Genomic DNA, 22,928 nt, shown 5'->3' with positions numbered 1-22,928 from the left:
TTTTATATTTTAAATTCCTGTTTTTTTTTGTTTTTTTTTTTTAATGATCTTCCTGTTTTTGTGGCATTACCCCCTGGTGTAACCGGTTTTTTTCCCCCACCAAGACAATGCTAGGAATCCTCGCCCGTACACCATCATCTTCCAACAAAACCCGCCCTCCCCCACTAGCGGCGGTTTTATGCCGAGGTTCCCTCCGAATAAAAAACCGACAAGACAGAAGATCTCAAATGGGTTCTATCCGCTAGAGTGCGGTAACACAGACTACGCAGCAACTCAAATAACTTGTGTACACACAGTAGCCCAAGAGCGGATTTTTCACTCCGTTAACTCTCGCTCCAAATTCGACTCGTTGACGTAGCCGCTCAGAATGAGAATCGATATGTATCGGCGAATACAGAACTAGATATTTAATTTGAAATTAACTAGAGGGTGATAGCTCGAAATATCTAAGCAAAGTTTGAGGATAGAGTAGCCAGACTAAAGTAAACTTTTGTAATAATAAATTGATGCGTTTCGGCCGTTAGCATCATAAAGTTTCATTTAACTAGTATCAAATCAGCTTTAGCCTTCCTCCTATAAATCATGAAAATCCTCCAAACTCAAACGCTCCGAGGTCCGAATTACTGGAGCATTCGTCGATCGAAGCTAATTCTTGTGCGACTGGATTTGGAGGATCTAGCCGATCGACCGTCTGATACGATTTCGGGATTTTATGACAGTCTGGTGGCGGTTTTGCCCAGTCTGGAGGATCATTATTGTTCGCCTGGTTGTAAGGGGGGGTTCCTCAGTCGAGTGCGGGAAGGGACGATGATGGGGCATATTCTCGAGCATGTGGCTCTAGAGTTGCAAACTTTAGCCGACATGCCAGTGGGCTTCGGTCGCACCCGCGAAACGGCGACTGAGGGCATCTATCAGGTCGCGATTGAGTACCAGCTCGAAACAGCAGGGCGGTATGCGGTCAGGGCTGCGTTACGGCTGTGTGAGAGCATTATTGAGACAGGGACGTATCCCAAAGCCGAACTGGAAAAGGATTTGGCGGATCTAAAGAAGATGCGGACGGATGCGACTTTGGGCGCGAGTACCGAGGCGTTGGTGAAGGAAGCCCAAACGATGGGGATTCCCTGGTTGCATCTGGAGACATGCGACATTTTCCAGTTTGGTTATGGCAAACATCAAAAGCGAGTTCAGGCTGCGCTGACTTCCCGCACGAATATTCTCGGGGTGGAATTAGCTTGTGATAAGGAAAAAACCAAGAAAATCTTGGCGAGTATGGGCGTTCCGGTGCCGTTGGGGATGACGATTTATTCCTTTGGTGAATTGGAAGAGGCGATCGACAGGCTGGGTTATCCGATCGTGATTAAGCCTTTAAATGGCAATCACGGACGGGGAATTACGATCGATATTCAGGACTGGGAGCACGCTGGAATCGCTTACGATCGCGCGCGGGAGGTGTCGAGTGGGGTAATTGTCGAGCATTTCTACCAAGGTCGAGATCACCGGATTTTGGTAGTCAACCATCAGGTGGTGGCGGTAGCAGAACGGGTACCTGCGCATGTTGTGGGAAATGGTTCTGAGACTATATCTGAATTAGTCGATCGTGAGAATCAGGATGTGCGGCGCGGTGAGGGTCATGATAATATGTTGACCAAAATCGAACTCGATGATTCTACCGATGAAATGTTGAACCGTCAGGGTTTTACGGTCAATACGATTTTGCGATCGGGTGAAGTTTGTTATCTGCGGGCGACAGCAAATCTGAGTACGGGGGGAATTGCGATCGATCGGACTGATGAGATCCATCCCGACACCGTGTGGCTTGCCGAAAGGGTATCGCGGATTATCGATCTGGATGTGGCGGGAATCGACGTAATTACCACCGATATTACTAAAACGCTCGCCGAAGTAGATGGCACGATCGTCGAAGTCAACGCCGCACCTGGATTGCGGATGCATATATCGCCTAGTCAAGGTGTCGGGCGCAATGTCGCCGCCCCGATTCTCCAGATGTTATTCCCACCTGGAACTCCCACGCGGATTCCCGTGGTGGCGATTACTGGTACCAATGGTAAAACCACTACCACGCGGCTGATCGCCCATATTTTCAGTCAGGTATACGATAGTGTCGGCTTTACCACCACCGATGGGATTTATATCGGCGATCGATTAGTCGAAAAAGGCGATACTACCGGACCCCAAAGTGCCCAAATCATCCTCCAAGATCCGACGGTGGATATTGCCATTCTAGAGACAGCACGGGGCGGTATTTTGCGATCGGGTTTAGCCTTCCAACACAGCGATGTTGGCGTAGTTTTAAATGTCGCTGCCGATCATTTAGGCTTGGGAGACATCGAAACGATCGATCAATTAGCCCGAGTCAAAGGAGTCATCGCCGAAACCGTCCATCCCGATGGTTATGCCGTCCTCAACGCCGACGATGAGCGTGTTGCCGCGATGGCAAAAGATGTACCAGGAAAAGTAGCCTACTTTTCAATGGATGCCAACAATCCATTAGTCCGCGCCCACGTCCAACGAGGCGGAATTGCCGCAGTTTATGCCGATGAATACCTGACCATCTTGCAACAAGATTGGGTTCACCGGATCGAGAAAGTCGAGCGCGTCCCCCTCACCCTCGGCGGGCGGGCACCATTTATGATTGCCAACGCCCTAGCTGCCTGTCTCGCCGCCTTCGTTCAAGGAGTTAACGTCGAACACATTCGCGCCGCTTTGCGCAGCTTCAAAGCCTCTGTAGCTCAGACTCCAGGGCGAATGAATCTATTCAACCTCGGTCGATACCATGTTCTGGTAGACTATGCCCATAATCCCGCTGGATATGCCGCCGTCGGTAGCTTTGTCAAAAACTGGACTGGCTCGGCAATTGGGGTCGTCGGGGGGCCAGGAGACCGCCGCGATGAGGATTTAATCGAACTGGGCAAACTTTCTGCCACCTTCTTCGATCGCATCATCGTCAAAGAGGATGATGATAACCGAGGACGCGCCTGGGGCGACACCGCCGAGTTAATCGTCCAAGGGATCGAGCAAGTCGCCACAGCGGGCAATCATCTAGTCCCTCACTCGATTATGCTCAATGAATCCGAAGCGATCGAATGGGCATTGGATAATGCTCCAGACAATGGTTTGGTAACGATCTTCCCCGATAATGTCAGTCGGGCGATCGCGCTAATTATGTCCCGCAATCCAATTTCCGATGCACCAGAAGCAGCAATTTCAGTTGAATTGAAGTCAGACAATTCACCGATTTTAGATGCAGTTTCAGTCGGCAATAACGGGACGCATAGCATCAAACACTAGTTAACGTCAGCGGAGATAGCAATTCTCATTTTAAAACTCTTGCTATTTCAGTAGGGGCAATTCATAAATTGCCCCTACCCTAAACCTTGAAAGTAGTATCTCATCGATCGTTGGATCTGTCATTTCGATCGAGTCTCTCAAATCTATTCAAGTGTAAGATCTAAGTCTATCCCCACGCTTGATTAACTGTATGTCTGACAACGATGAATTACCAGTAGATTTAGAGCAGATCGATCGAGATTTGCGCGGTAGAGCACTCGACAAGCAAAAAATAGCATTGGACAAACTAGCACAGCTTTCTGCCGATATTGCGGTACCGATGCTCGCCCGATTATTGGAATCGAGCGACTTTATGCAGCGGCGGATCGCGGTGATGGGTTTGGGAAATCATCGCGTGGAGTCTTCGTTTCAACTATTAGCAGGCGTAATTAAGCAAGATCGCGATCCTAATGTCATGGGTGAAGCAGCGAATGCGATCGTTGATTTTGGCGATCGAGCCATCCCATTATTGGTAGATTTATTTAAGACAACTGATAACTGGCTAGTTCGTCAAAGTATCATCCCACTACTCATCGATACCAATTCTCACGCAGAACTACTAATTACTGCCGAAATTGCGATCGCTGATGAAACTCAATCGGTGAAAGAGGTGGGAATTTTAGCTCTGGGGCATCTATTAAACTCACCGTTCCAAGTGCGAGCCTTGTCTTTGCTGCTCGCCTTATGTCACGATCCATCCTGGCGCAATCGCTGGCGGGCAACAATCGCCTTCCAAAGCCTCCAAAACTCTGCTACAAAGGCAGCGGTCGCCGAACTCCAGCAAGATAAGCATTTTCGGGTAGTAGCAGCCGCTCTAGAGGTTGCTAACCACTGGGCAAGTCAGTCTATTTAGCGTTAGTCGCTCCTGTTCGGGTAATTAATATAAAAGGAGGCGATCTAGATTCGATCGTCTCCTTTTCATTAAGTTGAAAATAGCAAGTGTTTAATTCACTTTCAACTTTCAACTAACCTACATCATTCCCATGCCGCCCATACCGCCCATGCCGCCCATACCGCCCATGCCGCCCATGCCGCCCATGTCAGGTGCAGCAGACTTAGGTTCGGGTTTCTCGACGACGAGAGCCTCGGTAGTGATCACTAAACCAGCGATCGAAACTGCATTTTGCAAGGAAGAACGAACCACTTTCGCTGGATCGACAATCCCCGCAGCGAGTAAGTCTTCAAACACGCCTGTAGCAGCGTTATAACCGATATTATCAGCAGCCGCCCGCACTCTTTCGACGATGACAGAACCTTCAGCACCTGCATTGTGTGCGATTTGACGCAGGGGTGCTTCTAGTGCTTTGGCAACGATATCCGCACCGATTTTTTCTTCCGCATCGGGTAGAGTATTCTTGAATGCGGGGATTTTACCAGCCAGATGAATCAATGTGGTACCACCACCAGCAACGATCCCTTCTTCTACGGCGGCTTTCGTTGCATTGAGAGCATCTTCAATCCGCAGTTTGCGATCTTTGAGTTCGGTTTCGGTAGCTGCACCAACTTTGATTACCGCGATTCCACCAGCGAGTTTGGCGATTCGCTCCTGAAGTTTTTCAGTATCGTAGACAGAATCGGTATCAGCGAGTTGTTGCTTGAGTTGAGCGATCCGTTTTTGGAGATCGGCACTGTTCCCACTGTTGGCAACGATCGTGGTGTTTTCTTTGTCGATCGTGATTTTAGTCGCAGTACCCAACATCTCCAGGGTAGCAGTATCTAGGCTCAGACCGATTTCTTCAGAAATTACTTGTCCGCCAGTTAGGATGGCAATATCTTGCAGCATTGCCTTGCGACGATCTCCGAAACTGGGAGATTTAATCGCTGCAACGCTGAGTACGCCACGAGACTTATTCACCACTAGGGTAGCGAGAGCTTCGCCTTCGAGATCTTCAGCAATGATTAAAAGAGGTTTAGCCGCACGAGCAACTTTTTCGAGAATTGGTACTAAATCTTGAATCGAACCAATTTTTTTGTCAGCAATCAGAATTAGCGCATCGTCATACTCAACGACCATCCGTTCTTGGTCTGTGACAAGATAGGGAGAGAGATAACCGCGATCGATCTGCATCCCTTCAACTACTTCGAGTTCGGTAATCAGTGATTTAGATTCTTCAACGGTAATCACACCATCTTTGGTGACTTTTTCCATGGCAGCGAAGATCATTTCGCCAACTTCAACATCGTTCCCCGCCGAAACGCAGGCAACTTGAGCGATGCCTTTACCTTCAACTGGTTTAGCTAGCTTGGCAATCTCCGCCACTAACATTGTCACAGTTTTATCCATCCCGCGCTTAATCCCAATCGGATTGCTACCAGCAGAGACATTCTTCAATCCTTCGTGGATCATTTCCTGAGCGAGGACAGTAGCTGTAGTGGTACCATCTCCAGCCAAATCTTTCGTCTTAGCAGCGACTTCTTGAATCAATTTCGCGCCAGCATTTTCCAGCGGATCGGATAATTCGATTTCTTTGGCGACGGTAATCCCATCGTTAACGATCTGAGGTGCGCCAAATTTCTTCTCTAACAGGACGTTACGTCCTTTTGGCCCTAAAGTAATCTTGACTGCATCAGCCAAGGCGTTAACGCCGCGTTCGAGGGCACGACGGGACTCTTCGTTAAACGCTATAATTTTCGCCATATTATTTTTATGTAATCATCTCTTCCAAAATTTAGCACTCTATGACGAGGAGTGCTAAACGGATTTCGGTCGATCTGTGTGCGGGTTTCCGAACTAGGGAATGATAGGATATCTCGTTAAGACAATAAAAAACCCCTAGGTATTGTCGATCGATCTGGTAGAGACCAACAGTACTTAGGGATGATTGATTTGGGGAATAACTTCTATTTCAATGAAGTCTTACCAAAAAAATCAAAAGTTGAACACACAAACACTCTGTAGCGTTAGTTTAACTCATTGGATATATAGTGAATAGATAAAAAAGTATGGAAAAAGTAGGGTAAAAGGTACGATCGATCTAACCAGGAAGCCTAGATTGAGTGGTAAGTAACGTAAGTTGCTAGTACTGAGCGGCGGAAATAAAGCTACTATTCGGGATTCGGGGTTCGGGATTCGGGATTCGGGAATAGTCCCATAACTTGCGCCGTTTAGTACGAGTTATAGCGAGAATTTACGACTTACGACTTACGACTTATTTGAAAAATGGATGCAGACCAAGCTATAGCAATTATTGAGACAGTTTTGGCTCCCAAATCCTTGAATTCAGTTCAGAGCCAAATCGTGCGGGGAGTCATCGCAGGCAACAGCTATCAACAAATCATTGCAGTCGCTAAAGCTAATACTCAGGAGATCGAATCAGGATTAGACAAAGCTGATGGAACTGGGCGGTTGAGGAGATATCAACTCAGTTATATCAGGGAAACTGGTGCTCGGTTGTGGCAGTCTCTCAGCCAGAAATTGGGACAAAAAGTGACGAAAAATAGTTTAGCAGCGGTACTACTTTGGTATTCAAAGCAGCCAGATTTTGCACTGGCTCAAAGTGGTAATTTGCCAGCAGACTCGACTGTTGGTAGGGTTGGGTTCGAGCGGAATTCCACAGATTGGGGTGAGGGTATCCAGCATTCAGGATCCGATCTCGAAATCGACAACCGTTTTTATGGACGGAATGAGGAAATCGCAACGCTGACTGATTGGTGTCTCTATGAGCATTGTCGGCTGATTTTCCTAATTGGGATGGGCGGGATGGGTAAAACGACACTGGCATGGGAAATCACTCATCAGCTTGAGAAATATTTCGATCGGACGATCTGGCGATCTTTACTGAATGCACCGCCAATCGCCGAACTCTGTACCGATCTGCTCCAGTTTTTGAGTCCGCAACCGCTGGTAGATTTGCCGGATGAGATCGAAGGACAGATCGAGTTATTAATTGCTTGTCTCAAACGCGATCGCTGTCTCCTCGTATTGGATAATGTCGAATCGATCCTCACAGGACAAGTCCAATCGGGGCAGTATTTACCAGGGTATGAGGGCTACGATCGATTATTTAGAGCGATTGGCGAACTGCCACATCAAAGTTGTGCGATCCTCACCAGTCGCGAAAAACCGTATACCATCGCTCGGTTAGAGATCGTCCAGCCGCGACTAGTTCGATCGATGACGATCGAGGGGATGACAGCAGCCGCCGCACATGAATTGGTACAAGCCTATGGTTGTCCGCAGCTACCAACCCAGATGTGGCAAGATGTACACGCCCACTATGCGGGCAATCCCCTCGCGCTCAAGATCGCCACGATTGCCGCTGTAGAAATGACTGGGGGTGGCGAAAAAATGCTGGATCTTTATCCCCTGATGAAGCAGGGTAAGCTCAAGTTTCGGAATATTGATGATAGTCTCGATCGACAGTTCGATCGACTATCAGATGTCGAACAGCAGCTAATCTACTGGTTAGCGATCGAACGCGAACCGATTACTGGAGCAGAATTGCGCTCGAATTTGGCGACTGATACTCGCGCACCTGGGGAAATTATTAACGCGCTGCAATCGTTATCTCGTCGTTGCATTATTGCTTGTCACGAACAAACTTGGTCGATTCAGCCAGTCATGACCACTCACTTAACGAACAGATCGATCGACCGATTTGTGGCAGAACTTGCCCCAGATGCGCCTGTCACCGAGCTGCTCCAGCAATTTTCCCATCTCAATACCTACGCGATTATCAAGGCAACTACCAAGGATTATCTGCGTCAAACCCAGATTCAGTCAATTATACGGCCGATTATCGATCGATTGTTGCCGATCTGGGTCAACTCCGAGGATCTCAGTCAACATCTCCAGCAAATCTTGGCTCGGTGGCAAACCCTAGATCCAATTCCGGCTGGCTATCTGACGGGGAATATCCTCAATTTGCTGATCGAACTAGCACCAGATCGATCTCTGAAAGACTTAGACTGCTCTCAGCTCCCGATTCGATCGGCTTATCTGGCTGATGTCAATCTCCATCATGTCAATTTTGCCGCAGCGACATTCGATCGATCGGTATTTACCCAAGGATTTGGGGGGATTGTCTTTGCAATTTGTCACCCTGCTGGCGATCTCGTCGCGACTAGTGATGCTAATGGCAATGTATCTCTATGGCAAATATCTGATGGTCAAAGGATCGCCATTTATCAAGGACATACCAATTGGACTCGTGCCTTGGCTTTTAATGCTGACGGGACGATTCTGGCTAGTTCGAGTGAAGATTGTACGGTCAGATTTTGGAATATCCAAACGGGTAAGCAGATCGGCATATTGGGACCTCATACCCACACTTTTAGAGGAATTAAATTCAGCCGAGATGGCCAAAAATTTGTGACTGGTGGCGATGACTGTCTAATTCGGATCTACGATCTGCCGAAATTGCTGGCAGATGACTCTAGATCGACGGTAGATAGCCATTGCCTCCAGAAATTAACCGGACATACCAATTGGGTGTTTTCGCCCGTTTATAGTCCCGATGAGAGCCAACTAGCGAGTACTAGTGCTGATGGTACCGTGCGGATTTGGGATCTGGCAACTGGCAACTGCTTGCAGATTCTCCCGCACGAACATTGGGTGGTGCGGGCAATATTTAGTCCTGACGGTCGGCAAATCATTGTCAGTGGGCTATCATCGACGATCTATGTGTGGGATACAAGTTCGGGAGAACTCATCAAAACGCTGACCGGACATCTCGACTGGGTGTGGTCGATCGATCTGAGTGCTGATGGTAATACCCTCTTTAGCACTGGTGAAGATCGGACGATTCGAGGTTGGGATCTGCCGACGGGAATATGTCATACGGTCTTCCGCGCCCACCAAGACCGGATTTGGACGATCTCCCTAAGCCCCGATGGTCGCCATTTAATCAGCGGTAGTGAGGATCGAACTATTAAGATATGGGATCTTCAATGGGGAAAATGTGTCAAAACTATTAATGGTTATAGCAACTGGATTAAATCGATCGCATTTGTACCAAATCGGGACTGGTTGGCTAGCTGTCATTGTGATGGCACAATTCGGCTCTGGAGTCTACAAAATCTCACTTGTATTCACACCTTGTGTGGACATACAGATGCAGTCTTGACGCTCGCAATTAGTTCCGATGGCAGTTATTTAGCCAGTAGTAGTCTCGATCGGACGATCCGAATCTGGGATTTACAAAATCTTACCTGTTTTCAGACAATTGAAACCCAATTTGAAGGAAGTTGTACGTTAGTATTTAGTCCCAATAGTGACAAATTAATTTCTGGTAATTATCATGCCGATCTCCAAATTTGGGATGTCGCCACAGGCACACTAGATCGCACATTAGCAGGTCATCCCAATCGGATTCAATCAGTTGTCGTCTGCCCAGTAAATCATCTAATTGCAACTGCTTGTGAAACCCAGATTAGGATTTGGGATCTCCAGACAGGTATCTGTCTACAGACTATCATCGCTCACTATCAACCTGTCATTTCTCTGGCTTTTAGTCCCGACGGACGGTATTTAGCCAGTGGTAGTATGGACAAAACGGTTAAAATTTGGGACACAAGTAATTGGAAATGTTCGCAAACTTTAAGTGGTCATCAAAACTTGACTATCACTGTTGCTTTTAGTCCTCACCCGATCGTCTCTGAATCTCCAACCGATTATCAATTAATTGTCGGTAGTGGCGATCGACTGATTAAACGCTGGAATATAATTACGGGAGAATGTCTCCAAACCTATATTGGTCATGAAAATTGGGTCTGGTCGATCGCTTACAGCCCCGATGGTACGAGGATTGCCAGTGCTGGCGAAGATGAGACTATTAAAATCTGGGATGTCGAGCAAAGTCAATCACTGCACACACTCCGGCTCAAACGTCCCTATGAAGAGATGAATATTACTGGAGCCACCGGACTAAAATCGGGACAAATCCAAACCCTCAAATTATTAGGTGCGATCGATGGATAGGTATTGGGTGTTGGGTGTTGGGTGTTGGGGAAATTAGCAGTCTCCAATCGACAAGTGGAGTTAAATTCGCAAAACCTAAAACCTAAAACCTAAAACCTAAAGCCTAAAACCTAAAACCTAAAGCCTAAAACCTAACCCCAATCCCCCTGTTATGTTAAAATAACAGAGTTGTTAAGCCATGAAACGTCTTTGATTAACGTATCTGACATCGATACCCTGGCCCAAGAGCTAGCTACAATTCAACAGACTGGCTCCAAGAAAATTGCACTACTGGGTTCTCGCCACGTCCCAATTACGCACCAACATCTGATCGAGATGATGAGCTATGCACTGGTACTATCTGGCAATCGGCTGATTACCTCTGGGGCTACTGGTACTAACTCTGCGGCAATTCGTGGAGCAATTAGAGCCAATCGCGATCTGCTGACCGTGATTTTACCCCAAAGTCTGGCGCGTCAACCTCGCGAGTCTCAAGACCAGTTGCAACAGGTGATGCACTTAGTTGAAAGTCCTGGAAATGATTCCTTGTCATTGGGCGAAGCCAGCGCGATCTGCAACCAGGAAATTATCTCTCGCTGTCAGCAGTTGATCTGTTTTGCTTTCCACGATAGCAATACACTGCTGCAAACTTGCCATGAGGCAGAAGAACAACGTAAAGTTGTGACTTTATTCTACTTCGATTAACCATTCCACCTCAATCCAGCATAGGTTAAACCTAGATTTCTGGCCGCAAACACCTGTTATATGAATTTCGCTAATCTCTCTACTTCGACAATTTTACTCGGCTCGATCGCGGCTGCGGCTTTTCTAGTTTATTTCCCCTATGTGGTAGTAGCCATTACCCGCTTTCAAGTCGGGTTCGATATTTCGGCTCCCCGTGCCACATTTGACAAATTGCCGGATTATGGCAAGCGAGCGAGTTGGGCACACCAAAATTCTTGGGAAGCATTTATGCTCTACGGTGCAGCCGCATTGATGGCTTATGCAACTCATCAAGATTCTCCCACAGTAGTCAATTGTGCGATCGGATTTATAGGTGCGCGGCTATTATACTCAATTTTTTATATCATTAACTTCCCGATCGGTCGATCGTTAATGTTCGGAGTCGGTTCCGTCGCCATCTTTACACTCATGTCCATGAGCATCACCAGTACCATGAATTAGAGATTAGGTTTTAGGTTTCAGGTTTCAGGTTTTAGGTTTTAGGCTTTAGGAAACAAGCATCCAGCTAACACCTAATACCCATCACCTAATACCTTTCCTAACTAAGCACATATCCTACTTAACTAAGCATATCTATGGCTTCTACATTTTCTTTTGATATTGTCAGCGATTTCGATCGACAGGAATTAGTCAACGCTCTGGATCAAACAAATCGAGAAGTTATCAGTCGTTACGATCTAAAAGATACCCAAACCACCATCGAACTAGCTGAAGATAAAATCACCATCAATACAACTAGTGAAATGACTCTGACTGCAGTTCATGATATGCTCCAGAGCAAAGCAATCAAACGCAATCTTTCGCTGAAAATCTTTGACTACGGTACGATCGAATCAGCCAGTGGTAATCGGGTGCGTCAAGAAATCACCCTCAAGAAAGGGATCGCCCAAGATATTGCCAAACAAATTTCTAAACTAATTCGGGATGAATTCAAAAAAGTTCAACCTTCAATTCAAGGCGATGTCGTCCGTGTCACTGCAAAAGATAAAGACGAACTGCAAGGAGTAATGCAAAGATTGAAGCAGGAAGATCTGCCAGTAGCTCTGCAATTTACTAACTATCGATGAGTAATTGATAATTGATAGTTGATAATTTGTAGAGGTACCTTCTGAGAGGTTGTTTGAAAAGTTCAATATTTTACTGGTTCTCAGTCTACTTTAGTAGACTTTATCTCAGTAGCCCGCGATTTACCTGCGGGTGGTTGCGAGCGAAGCTGACAATCTGTACATTATTTTATGCTTTTCAAACTCCCTCTGAGGCATTTGTATCAAGTCGAGGCGCGAGCTGTTTGAGCTTTCCCCTTCCCCTTTCTCCCCTTTCCCCTTTCCCCTTTCCCCCTTTGTGCTAGCAGCCCTCCTCTACGGTAGAGAAGATCTCCGTCTCGAAACTCTCGATCAACCCTCACCTGCTGAGGGTGAAGTTGTCATTGAGGTAGCCGCCGCAACTACCTGCGGGACAGATCTCAAAGTCTGGCGGCGGGGCGGACACGCTAAAATGCTCAAATTACCAACGATCTTTGGGCATGAAGCGGCGGGAAAAATAGTTGCAGTAGGCAAAGGTGTCACCAATTGGCAAATTGGAGATCGAGTAGTCGCGAATAATTCTGCACCATGCATGAATTGCTTCTTTTGTCAACAAAAGGAATATTCTCTCTGTCCCAATTTAACTTGGAATAACGGTACCTTCGCTCAGTATCTCAAAATTCCCGCCCCGATCGTCAAGCACAATCTTCTCCCGATTCCCAATGATTTGGAAGCCGAGCTAGCCTCGATGACCGAACCATTAGCCTGTGTCTTGCACGGCGTATCGCGGAGCGGTTTTACCCCCGATTCTAGAGTAGTCGTAATTGGCGACGGCGCGATCGGGTTGATGTTTGTCGCGGTGATGGCGAGTCAATGTCAGTCAGTCTGGCTATTTGGCGGTAATGATTCCCGCTTGGTGGTGGGTGAGCAATTAGGAGCTACTCGAACTTGGAACTACCACCAGTCAGATATTCCCAGTACTGTCCAAGATTTAACCCAAGGATGGGGTGCAGATATCGTCATCGAAGCGACAGGCGTACCGATCGTCTGGGAAACCGCGATCGCCTGCGGTCGTCCAGGTGCGACAATTAATCTATTCGGTGGTTGTCCCAAAGACACGACGATTAGCGTCAATACCGACAGGCTTCACTATAGCGAACTCACTGTCAAGGGTGTCTTCCACAATACCCCACACCACGTTACGGCGGCTCTATCACTGCTAGCGAGCAAGCAAATACCCTTTGAACTGTTAATTAGCGATCGTCGCCCCCTGACGGATTTAGCCCAGACTTTCGAGGATATGAAAAATCGGCAGGTAATCAAGGTAGCAATGATTCCGAATGAATTGTAGGGTATTTTTAAATGGCAATTTTAGGTCGGGTAAAACAACGCTGTAAATGGCTCTCTAACAACCCAATTATCAATTATTAATTAATCTCCATCAGCCGCAATTACTGCTTTAACAGCATCCTTGGCCGTAGTCTGAAATTCGCGAACATTCACGCGATCTAGTAACTTAACAGCGATAATCATCGCTAGAGCTTGGAGACTAAAAACAAACCCATAAGCTAAAACAACATTCGAGAAAATTGTCTTACCAATATCTAAAGCAGCACCGCCAAAAACCGTCGCCAAACCTTTTGCTAAAGCTTGAGATAACCCCCAAGCACCGATAAATGTCCCCGCAGTTTCGGGCACTGTCAGATCCAACATTAGTGTGATTGCGCCAGTTGTCACCAACCCCGAACAAATTCCAAATAATAACAAAGCTAACTGAAGAAAAACTGGATTGTGAGTAAAACCTGCGACAATTACCCACAACATCGATGCAGCTACCAACATACAACCCAGTCGTGCTGTTTTTTGCTTGCCCATTTTAGGAATAAACCAAAATCCCGCCGTACTTAAACCCATCAAGGTTCCCGTTCCCCAAAAAGCATTGAGTGCCGCAGTTTTACCCACCGGAAGATCGAACACCTCCCCACCATAAGTTTCTAGAATTGGATCTTGAATAAATAATCCCAATGTCATCACTACCAAAAAAGTAAAAAATACTTGAGTTTGACGACTAGCCGTAAGAATAGCGAGCGCGCGCCCTAAAGATAAATGTGTTTCTCCCTGTGTCTTTCCTGCCCGACTGGCAAAGCGAGAATATTTCTTTTCAACGCCCCAAGTAGCCACTAACGTTAGCATACAAACGATCGCCGGAATAATTAAAAATAGCCGATTAATTTGGGCTTGAACATCAGCGATTGTGGCATTGAGTTCTAATGATTTGAGTAGAACTCCGATCGTAATCGCCCCGATAATTGTACCGCCAATTAACATCGACCAATCTACTGCTACCAATCGTGATCGATCGTCCTCATCCGTAATATCTACGAGTAAAGTCGCAAAGGGAGTCGAACACATACTCACCGATAAGCCATACAAAGCAAAGATAAACCCCAGTAAACCCGCCCAGCCGTAAGTAGGTAACGCCCAGCCAAGAGCCTTGAGACTCGCTCCTAGTTGCCACATTACCTGCACGGCAATAATCGCGTTCGTCACCAGCCCTGCCGCTCCCAGCCACACGTACCCAGTGCGATAGTAACCAAATAGCGGTTTAGTATCGGAGAGTTGTCCAAAGATAATTCGGGCTGGAGCCACGAACAGCGTTAGTGCTAAAATCATCGTCGCGATCGTACTCGGTACGGCTAGTTCCTTAATCAAAACCCGATTTAGTACCCCAAATACCATCACCGACATCATCCCCAAACCCATCTGAAATAATCCCAGACGAATCATGGTGGGTAACGCTACCTTTGGGGTGGGTTTACTATTGCTATAGTTTCGATTCATTTCTGGAATAGATAAATCGCCAGTGGTCATAAATAAAATTTATAAATATAAATATCTAGATCTAAGTATACTGAAAACGACTAAGATGTAGACTTTTGCTGGACGTTATAATCGTTGTCATATCAGGGTTTGAAACGTTTAACTAAAAGTCTATGTGAATCTGACTAAATGGATGGACCATATCCAGACCAAAGCAAAAATTACCCACAGCACTCAGCAGCGACTATCGAGATGGGTGAATAATCTACGGATTAATCCAGCCAAATTATACAGCCCAAATGTACATATGGTGCAGGGCTTTGAAGGTAAGCGAGCGGCGGGAATCGAACCCGCATCAATAGCTTGGAAGGCTATAGTTTTACCACTAAACTACGCTCGCGTTTGGACGGAATTAATTTACCGCTTAACTACTCTAGCATATCTTAACTGATTTGCAAGCGGTCATGAATAGAGGACGATCGAGTGAATATTTACTCGGATCGATCGGCTCTATCCATTTAGCTAGCTCCTACTCTTTGGTAGTTCCGGCTTCCACCAACTTAACTTTGGTGGCTAAACCGAGGAGTTGCAGTACCTGAATCGTCATCCAAGTGATGTCGATTTCCCACCATTTCATCCCGTGACGAGCGGAATATTGATAAGCATGGTGGTTATTGTGCCAGCCTTCGCCGTAGGTGGTAATCGCGACCCACCAACAATTGGTAGAATTATCGGTAGTTTCAAAGTTGCGGTAGCCAAATTTATGAGTCGCGCTATTGACTAACCAAGTACAGTGATAAACGATTACCAACCGAGCAAACACACCCCAGAACACAAACGGCCAACTACCAATCGCGTATAGTACTACTCCTAGCACAACTTGCAACGGGAAAAAGTAATTATTCAAAAATTGATAGAAAGGATCGTCCGCAATATCTTTGGTGAAGCGGGGAATATCACTTTCTGCTGGAACATCGAAACACATCCACCGGACGTGACTCCAGATAAAACCCTTCTTGGAATCGTGATGATCGACATCTTCATCCGAGTGTAAATGATGATGGCGGTGCAAACCCACCCACCAGATTATCCCACCTTGCAATGCTAACGTGCCGCAAAAAGCAAAGAAATACTCCAACCATTTTGGCACCTGAAAACTGCGATGGGATAACAGGCGGTGCCAGCCTAACGTAATCCCCAAACCACCCGTAATCCAGTGCAGCAGGACTGCTACACCGACAGCTTGCCAGCTAAAGAGTCCTGGCAAAAAAGCACAGATTGCGCCAATGTGAAATATCACGAGCGCGATAATCATCGTCCAATTAAGGCGAAGTTTTGTTGATGCGGCAACAGTCATTGAGATAACCTATGAAGAGTTTTACTACTATGCCCGATCTGCGTGCAGATCCAAATAGGCAAATAATTTACCCGATCGAATCATGAACAGCGCATTACTCATTCCAGCAGCAGAAAAGGCACTATCACTGATTTTTGATGGTATTGACGGTCAAGTCAAGGGTAATCTCCGCCGAGTTTTGGAAATTTATGCTCGTCATCGCGTCGGTACGCGGCATTTTTCCAGTGTCAGCGGCTACGGACACGATGATTTGGGGCGAGAAACTTTAGATAAAGTTTTTGCAGATATCATGGGTGCGGAAGCCGCAGCGGTAAGAGTTCAATTTGTTTCAGGTACTCATGCGATCGCTTGTGCTCTATTTGGAGTACTGCGACCAGGCGATGAAATGCTATCGGTGGTAGGTGCGCCCTACGATACTTTGGAAGAGGTAATTGGAACTAGAGGATCGGGACAGGGATCGTTGAAGGAGTTTGGCATCAATTACCGCGAATTAGCCCTTACCAGCGACGGGGGGATCGATTGGGATAGTTTGAGCCATTCGATCGAATCTAACACCCGTCTCGTCCTAATTCAGCGGTCCTGTGGCTATTCTTGGCGGTCTTCGCTCTCGATCTCTGAGATCGGACGGATTGTCGAGATCGTCAAACGTCAAAATCCGCAGACTGTGTGTTTTGTCGATAATTGCTATGGCGAATTTGTGGAGGATCGCGAACCGCCTGCTGTGGGTGCAGATCTGATTGCTGGCTCGTTAATCAAAAATCCTGGGGGAACGATTGCGACTGGGGGCGGCTATGTTGCGGGGAGAGCAGATTTGGTAGAAGCGGCGGCTTGTCGGTTGACTGCACCAGGCATTGGTTCATCTGGGGGTGCTACTTACGATCAAAATCGACTGTTGTTTCAAGGTTTATTTCTCGCGCCCCAAATGGTGGGTGAAGCGATGAAGGGCAATCATTTGACTGCTTATGTGTTCGACAAGTTGGGCTATCCCGTCAATCCTTTACCTTTAGCACCGCGCCGCGATGTGATTCAGGCAATTAAACTAGGATCGAGGGAGAAATTAATTGCTTTTTGTCGATCGATCCAACAAAATTCGCCAATTGATGCCTATGTCGATCCCGTTCCTGGTACATTGCATGGCTACGAGAGCGAATTAATCATGGCGGGCGGGACATTCATCGATGGTAGTACGTCGGAATTTTCTGCCGATGGCCCATTGCGCGAACCCTATACCGCATTCTGTCAGGGGGCTACGCATTGGACGCATATCTCGATCGCCTTAGAAGCGGCAATTGCGGCGATTAATGCGCTCGAGGATTAGGGATTAGGCTTTAGGTATTAGATGTTAGGGGAATTTTTAGTGTTTAGTGGCTGCCATACAACTGACTTTTAACAACTAGTCTCTACTCTAAAACCTAAAGCCTAAAGCCTACATAGTTGGCGGTAATTCGGAAGTACAATAACCGCATTTGCTAGCAGCGATCGGGATTGTCGATAGGCAGTATGGACACTCTTTCGTATCTGCTGCTTCTATTTTTTCCTCTTTGCGTTTTACTTTAGCCAAGGCTCTGATCATTAAGAAAATAACAAAAGCAATAATTGCGAAATCGAGCAAACCGCCCAGAAATTGACCGATTAGAATTGCATTTTCAACAGTTTTTTTTGGATCTTTAGGATCGGTAATCGTTCCGAGTACCAATTTGGCTTCTCTCCAGCTACCGCCAGGAATAAAGACACTAACTATTGGCATGATAATGCTTTCAACAAAACCGCTCACGATTTTGCCAAATGCACCACCGATAATTACACCAACTGCCAGGTCGAAAATATTACCTTTCATGACAAAGTCTTGAAAGTCTTTCATAAATCCGGTTGCGGCTGCTCTAGAAGGTCTCATTGTCATAATTTAGATTCTTCCTTTATCTGGAATATTAGTAAAAAGTGAATCGAAAACATCAAATAGTATATCTCAATTCATCTGAAAATTGACTAATATAAAATGCTGAACGTAACAAACGTTACGAAACTACATTCATTACAACGGTGCAGTTAGAATGTTCATGTATCCTTTGTCTAGACAAATGCTCATTTAATGTTGATGAGAATCCGCATTAATAATAGCAACATCCCACCAACAGCAAAAGATAAGATCCACAACCAGCTAGACAGTTTTTTAATCGCTACTGCCCGATCTTTGTAACGAGCTTGAAAATCAGTCCAGGTCAAAATCAGTTCGTGATAATGCCGATTGAGATTATTGAATTTTTGCTCTGTTTCTTTGCGGATAGTATGCCGCATTGATGCGATGTCATTTTTTAGCACGGAGATCGATTCCCGATCTTCATTGGACTGCTGGAGAATTTGTGCTAGTTGCGAGCCGATTGCATCAGCTTTTTCGATCGATTCTACCGTGAGTGCGTAGAACTGCTCTTTTTCAGTCTGAACGGATTGGGAGAGTGCTCCAAATCCTCGATTGAGATCGGCAATCTTCGTTTGGAGGGTTTGGGATTTTGCAACAATCTGGGTGTGGATCGTGGTAATTTGGGCACTCAAACCATGCAGATCGGCGAGCTTTGCACCCAGATCGACACTCATCGCGGCAATTTGGAGTCGATCGGTAGAGATGGTTTGAGACAGGCTCTGAATTGTGTCATGGTATTGGTGTAATTTCTGCTCTGAGTCATCGCTGCGGGCGGCTACTTGCTGCTGGATTTTATGCAAAGAGTCATAAAAAGCTTCTTGTCCGGTGGTGGCGCGATCGTGGGCGATTACCAAGGCGTGACGGGTAGTTTCGAGTTGACCCAACATCGCATGAATCTCTTCATAGCCACCAAATTTAGCTAAACTAGTGACGATTTCTGTGCGAATTTGCTCGATCGATTCGAGCATTTCTCGGACTTTTTCGACCCGATCTTTGCTGATTTTTGCTAACTGTTGAGTCCGAAATTTAAGCTGTTTGGCTTGGAGAATACTCATATCGACAGCATCCACTCGCTCTTGGTTTCGTCGATCCAGAACTTGCAATTGGTTCTGAGCAGAAGTAAGTTGCTCGCGGCTACTACTTAGCTCTTGTAATAACTGCTGAGTATGCGTAATTGTTTCCGTAGTGGCGATCGTTGCCAGAATACTGGAAACCGAACCTAGCTCATCTGTCAATTCTGGATTTAACTGGGTTGGGTTGTGAAGTTGCCAGGAAACCCAGAGTGACTCGAGTTCGGCTTTGACATCTAATTGTGTTGGAAGATCGAGCGATTGGGGTGAATTTTCTGATTTTACAGCTTGATGCTGTTTTGCTAATGGCAAACTAGCCTCAACGCTAACAATTAGATCTTGCTCCCGTGAGGAATTCGATGGCAATTCGAGTTGCGCTGAATCTGGATCGTCCCACGGAGAGGATATCGCAACGTCAAAAGATGAATTAAGCAAACAACATACCTCCTAAAGATCGATTGACAGCAGCATCATTAATCTTTTATGTCATCCGATTCTGGTATGCTATAAAACTGTTAAATCGATTCATATTATAGCTGTTGACTTATTAGTTCCCTATCGTTCTTTTTGCTGAATATCGATCGAAAATCGACACATTTAGATGATTGGTAAATTTACCCGATCGTGCAATTAGCGCAGATTTCCTGACTAAATCTACGAGGTTCTTGCCCACAAACCTTTATAATGAGGGACGATAATCAAAATTATTTAATATAGGTAACGATCGTGGCTGCTACTATTCAATCGCCCGCTACAGCGCGTCGGGTTGTATTTCCCTTTACTGCCATTGTGGGACAGGCGGAAATGAAATTGGCTCTGTTATTAAATGTAATTGACCCTTTTATCGGTGGGGTAATGATCATGGGCGATCGAGGTACGGGCAAATCTACCACGATTCGGGCGTTAGCAGATCTACTCCCAGAAATTGATGTTGTTGCGGGAGACCCTTTCAATAGCCATCCCAGCGATCCAGATTTGATGAGTGAAGAGCTACGTCAGGAATTTCTGACGACTCACGCTACCTTCCCCGTCTCTACCAAAAAAGTACCAATGGTAGATTTACCATTGGGTGCGACAGAGGATCGGGTTTGTGGGACGATCGATATTGAAAAAGCTCTCTCGGAAGGGGTGAAAGCGTTCGAGCCAGGATTGCTGGCTAAAGCCAATCGCGGTATTTTATATGTAGATGAAGTTAACCTGCTCGACGATCACCTCGTCGATGTTTTACTCGATTCGGCGGCTAGTGGTTGGAATACTGTCGAACGGGAAGGGATTTCGATCCGTCACCCTGCCCGATTTGTCTTAGTCGGTTCTGGCAATCCTGAAGAAGGTGAATTACGCCCCCAATTACTCGACAGATTTGGGATGCACGCCGAAATTCGCACCGTCAAAGAGCCAGAATTGCGAGTCCAAATTGTTGAACAGAGATCGGATTTCGACCAAAATCCGCATAAATTTACGATTGAGTATCAAGCCGAGCAAGTTCTGCTCCAACAGAAAATCGTCGATGCTCAAACTAGATTGGCAAGTGTCACCCTCGACTACGATCTGCGCGTCAAGATTTCCCAAGTCTGCTCAGAATGCGATGTAGACGGACTGCGCGGCGATATTGTCACTAACCGTGCTGCCAAGGCTTTAGCTGCCTTTGAAGGGCGGACAGAGGTGACTCTGGACGATATTCGGCGGATTATTGCGCTGTGTCTGCGCCATCGCCTGCGGAAAGATCCGCTCGAATCGATCGATTCTGGCTATAAGGTAAATAAAGTTTTTGCTGAGGTATTTGGTGTGGAGTTAGCCGAAAAATAAGCGATTGGGATTGCGGCAAAACGTAAAACATCCGGTTTCTATATAGAAACCGGATTGCTAACTGCAAGAGTACAATTAGATCGAAGGTCAATAACTTTGAGGATCGGCAATGAGTACCTTAACTGTGCAGTTACCCCTAGCCTTGCGGTTTACAGATGAGGAATTTGAACAGCTCACAGCAGCCAACCGCGAACTCCGCATTGAATTAAGTGCCCAAGGAGAATTAGTATTTATGCCTCCAACTGGTGGAGAAACTGGAAATCGTAATTTTGAAATAGAAGGACAACTGTGGTACTGGAATCGACAACGAGGCTTGGGGAAAGCCTTTGACTCTTCCACTGGATTTAAGCTACCTAATGGTGCAACGAGATCTCCTGATGCGGCTTGGATTACAATCGATCGATGGAACGCTCTCACCGCCGAGCAACGCAAACGATTTCTGCCACTTTGTCCAGATTTTGCGATCGAGCTAGTGTCCGAAACTGATGAGGTGAGCGATACTAGAGCTAAAATGCAAGAATACATAAATAATGGTCTGCGATTAGGCTGGTTAATCAATCCCAAACATCAGCAGGTGGAGATTTATCGCTCCAATCAAGCGGTAACATTACTTGTTGATCCAAAAAGTTTAAGTGGTGAGGATGTTTTGCCAGGGTTTAGCTTAGATCTTCAACCTGTTTGGGATTAATGATCGATTCGGACATTAATGCTTCCAGATCCAAAACTGGTTCGACAACTAGTTTTAATGTCGGCATTTACGCTATTTAGAGTTTACTATTTCTGCATTGCCCGATCGAAAGATTTGACCGATAACATCATCGATCGGTGGATCGGTAATACTGAGATCTACTACGTCTAATTCTCCCAATATTTGGGACACAATTTTAGTCAGAATTTCCTGAGGTACCAAAAATCTTGCTGACGCACCTTCGATTTCCTGTACTTCTGCATATGTCTCTAACTTGTCTAGTGGATAAATATGGGCAAATTCTACCTTGACTTCCCGACAGGGTGAAAATCGCTCGACTAAGCCATTAAGACTGCCATCATAGATTAATTCTCCCTGGTGGATGACTAGAACTCGATCGCACAGTGCGGTAATATCCGCCATATAGTGACTAGTCAGCAAAATCGTGGCTTTGTACCGCTGATTGTATTCCCGCAGAAATTGGCGTACCGCCACCTGAGCATTGACATCCAATCCCAATGTCGGTTCGTCGAGAAATAATACCTGCGGTTCGTGTAGTAAGGCTGCTAATAATTCAGCTTTCATCCGTTCTCCGAGGGATAGCTTCCGCATGGGTTGGGTGAGTTTGCCTTGAATCGAGAGCATTTCGGCCAATTCTTGGATGCGTAATTCGGCAGTTCGATCGCTCAAACCGTATACCGCAGCATTAATCTTCAGGGAATCTAGCGCGGGTAAATCCCAAATCAACTGCTGCTTTTGCCCCATTACTAGGGTAATTTGCTTGAGAAATGCAGGTTCGCGTTTAACTGGTATATGTCCAGCCACCTTTACCAAGCCAGTAGAGGGGTAAATTAAACCACTGAGCATTTTCAGCGTCGTGGTTTTACCTGCTCCATTTGCCCCCAGAAAGCCGACAACCTCACCCGCCTCAATTTGGAACGAAACATCCCGAACCGCGTTAATTTCCTTGTAGGTACGCTTGAAAAAACGATCGATCGTTCCTTTTAATCCTGGCTCTTTGATGGCAACCGGATAAACTTTACTCAGTCGATCGACAATAATACTAGCCATAAACACCAGATCTAAAATTATGACTATATCGACTCTACTTATTTTACAGCAATTCTCTAATGGAGAGGCTACGCCAACGAGGATAGTCACGGAAACTCTCTGAGGCTCGATCCTGTCTTAAACTAGAGTAAGACGATCGTGGGTGTCACGATCGATCGTTCCTAGCAATCTCTATCCCTGAGGGCA

16 protein-coding genes and 1 tRNA gene are annotated in these 22,928 nt (G+C 46.2%); 10 read left to right on the top strand and 7 right to left on the bottom strand.

Features of this window, described 5'->3' with window-relative positions:
- The first annotated feature begins 582 nt into the window (after positions 1 to 582).
- The gene (gene cphA, locus RMO55_RS10720; RefSeq protein WP_310426414.1) at positions 583 to 3,309 is read left to right on the top strand and encodes a cyanophycin synthetase; all 2,727 of its coding nucleotides are present in this window, start codon (positions 583 to 585) and stop codon (positions 3,307 to 3,309) included.
- A 190-nt stretch (positions 3,310 to 3,499) separates the two neighbouring features.
- A complete protein-coding gene (locus tag RMO55_RS10715; RefSeq protein ID WP_310426413.1) occupies positions 3,500 to 4,201 on the top strand; it encodes a HEAT repeat domain-containing protein in 702 nt (233 codons plus the stop codon).
- Positions 4,202 to 4,318: 117 nt separating this feature from the next.
- Here RMO55_RS10715 and groL read toward each other — a convergent pair whose 3' ends face one another.
- Entirely contained in the window at positions 4,319 to 5,986 is a 1,668-nt protein-coding gene (groL, locus tag RMO55_RS10710; protein ID WP_310426411.1) for a chaperonin GroEL, read from the bottom strand.
- A 522-nt stretch (positions 5,987 to 6,508) separates the two neighbouring features.
- Between groL and RMO55_RS10705 the strand changes: the two genes are divergently transcribed.
- The 5 genes from RMO55_RS10705 (at position 6,509) to RMO55_RS10685 (ending at position 13,363) form a co-directional block, all read left to right on the top strand.
- Entirely contained in the window at positions 6,509 to 10,267 is a 3,759-nt protein-coding gene (locus tag RMO55_RS10705; RefSeq protein ID WP_310426410.1) for an NB-ARC domain-containing protein, read from the top strand.
- 189 nt (positions 10,268 to 10,456) lie between these two features.
- A complete protein-coding gene (locus tag RMO55_RS10700; RefSeq protein WP_310426408.1) occupies positions 10,457 to 10,951 on the top strand; it encodes a DNA recombination-mediator protein A in 495 nt (164 codons plus the stop codon).
- Positions 10,952 to 11,011: 60 nt separating this feature from the next.
- Positions 11,012 to 11,431: an MAPEG family protein gene (locus RMO55_RS10695; RefSeq protein ID WP_310426406.1), complete on the top strand. Its 420-nt coding sequence runs from the start codon at positions 11,012 to 11,014 to the stop codon at positions 11,429 to 11,431.
- Between the two features lie 134 nt (positions 11,432 to 11,565).
- Entirely contained in the window at positions 11,566 to 12,057 is a 492-nt protein-coding gene (locus RMO55_RS10690; RefSeq protein WP_310426404.1) for a YajQ family cyclic di-GMP-binding protein, read from the top strand.
- Between the two features lie 274 nt (positions 12,058 to 12,331).
- Positions 12,332 to 13,363 carry an alcohol dehydrogenase catalytic domain-containing protein gene (locus RMO55_RS10685; RefSeq protein ID WP_310426403.1) on the top strand — a complete coding sequence of 344 codons (1,032 nt, stop codon included), beginning with the start codon at positions 12,332 to 12,334 and terminating at the stop codon, positions 13,361 to 13,363.
- 80 nt (positions 13,364 to 13,443) lie between these two features.
- Here the strand turns inward: RMO55_RS10685 and RMO55_RS10680 are convergent, their stop codons facing one another.
- From RMO55_RS10680 to RMO55_RS10670, 3 genes are all read right to left on the bottom strand, one after another.
- On the bottom strand, positions 13,444 to 14,883 hold the full coding sequence (locus RMO55_RS10680; protein ID WP_310426401.1) for a BCD family MFS transporter: 1,440 nt from the start codon (positions 14,881 to 14,883) through the stop codon (positions 13,444 to 13,446).
- A gap of 278 nt (positions 14,884 to 15,161) precedes the next feature.
- A tRNA-Gly gene (locus RMO55_RS10675) sits at positions 15,162 to 15,232 on the bottom strand.
- 129 nt (positions 15,233 to 15,361) lie between these two features.
- Complete coding sequence (locus tag RMO55_RS10670) at positions 15,362 to 16,189, bottom strand: fatty acid desaturase (protein ID WP_310426400.1); 828 nt, start codon at positions 16,187 to 16,189, stop codon at positions 15,362 to 15,364.
- Between the two features lie 82 nt (positions 16,190 to 16,271).
- On the opposite strand from RMO55_RS10670, the gene RMO55_RS10665 reads away from it, so the two are divergent.
- Positions 16,272 to 17,507 carry a methionine gamma-lyase family protein gene (locus tag RMO55_RS10665; RefSeq protein ID WP_310426399.1) on the top strand — a complete coding sequence of 412 codons (1,236 nt, stop codon included), beginning with the start codon at positions 16,272 to 16,274 and terminating at the stop codon, positions 17,505 to 17,507.
- Positions 17,508 to 17,615: 108 nt separating this feature from the next.
- Here the strand turns inward: RMO55_RS10665 and mscL are convergent, their stop codons facing one another.
- Positions 17,616 to 18,083: a large conductance mechanosensitive channel protein MscL gene (gene mscL / locus RMO55_RS10660; RefSeq protein WP_310426398.1), complete on the bottom strand. Its 468-nt coding sequence runs from the start codon at positions 18,081 to 18,083 to the stop codon at positions 17,616 to 17,618.
- A 188-nt stretch (positions 18,084 to 18,271) separates the two neighbouring features.
- On the bottom strand, positions 18,272 to 19,612 hold the full coding sequence (locus RMO55_RS10655; protein WP_310426397.1) for a hypothetical protein: 1,341 nt from the start codon (positions 19,610 to 19,612) through the stop codon (positions 18,272 to 18,274).
- A gap of 291 nt (positions 19,613 to 19,903) precedes the next feature.
- Between RMO55_RS10655 and bchI the strand changes: the two genes are divergently transcribed.
- The gene (bchI, locus tag RMO55_RS10650; RefSeq protein ID WP_310426396.1) at positions 19,904 to 20,983 is read left to right on the top strand and encodes a magnesium chelatase ATPase subunit I; all 1,080 of its coding nucleotides are present in this window, start codon (positions 19,904 to 19,906) and stop codon (positions 20,981 to 20,983) included.
- Between the two features lie 109 nt (positions 20,984 to 21,092).
- Entirely contained in the window at positions 21,093 to 21,671 is a 579-nt protein-coding gene (locus RMO55_RS10645) for a Uma2 family endonuclease (protein WP_310426393.1), read from the top strand.
- A gap of 72 nt (positions 21,672 to 21,743) precedes the next feature.
- Here the strand turns inward: RMO55_RS10645 and RMO55_RS10640 are convergent, their stop codons facing one another.
- Positions 21,744 to 22,742: an ATP-binding cassette domain-containing protein gene (locus tag RMO55_RS10640; RefSeq protein ID WP_310426391.1), complete on the bottom strand. Its 999-nt coding sequence runs from the start codon at positions 22,740 to 22,742 to the stop codon at positions 21,744 to 21,746.
- Positions 22,743 to 22,928 lie beyond the last annotated feature (186 nt).

Origin of the sequence: Chamaesiphon sp. VAR_48_metabat_135_sub (assembly GCF_031418915.1) — a bacterium.
Classification (GTDB): Bacteria; Cyanobacteriota; Cyanobacteriia; order Cyanobacteriales; family Chamaesiphonaceae; genus Chamaesiphon.
The sequence above is the reverse complement of the archived record's forward strand: the minus strand, read 5'-3'. Positions and strand labels throughout refer to the sequence as shown.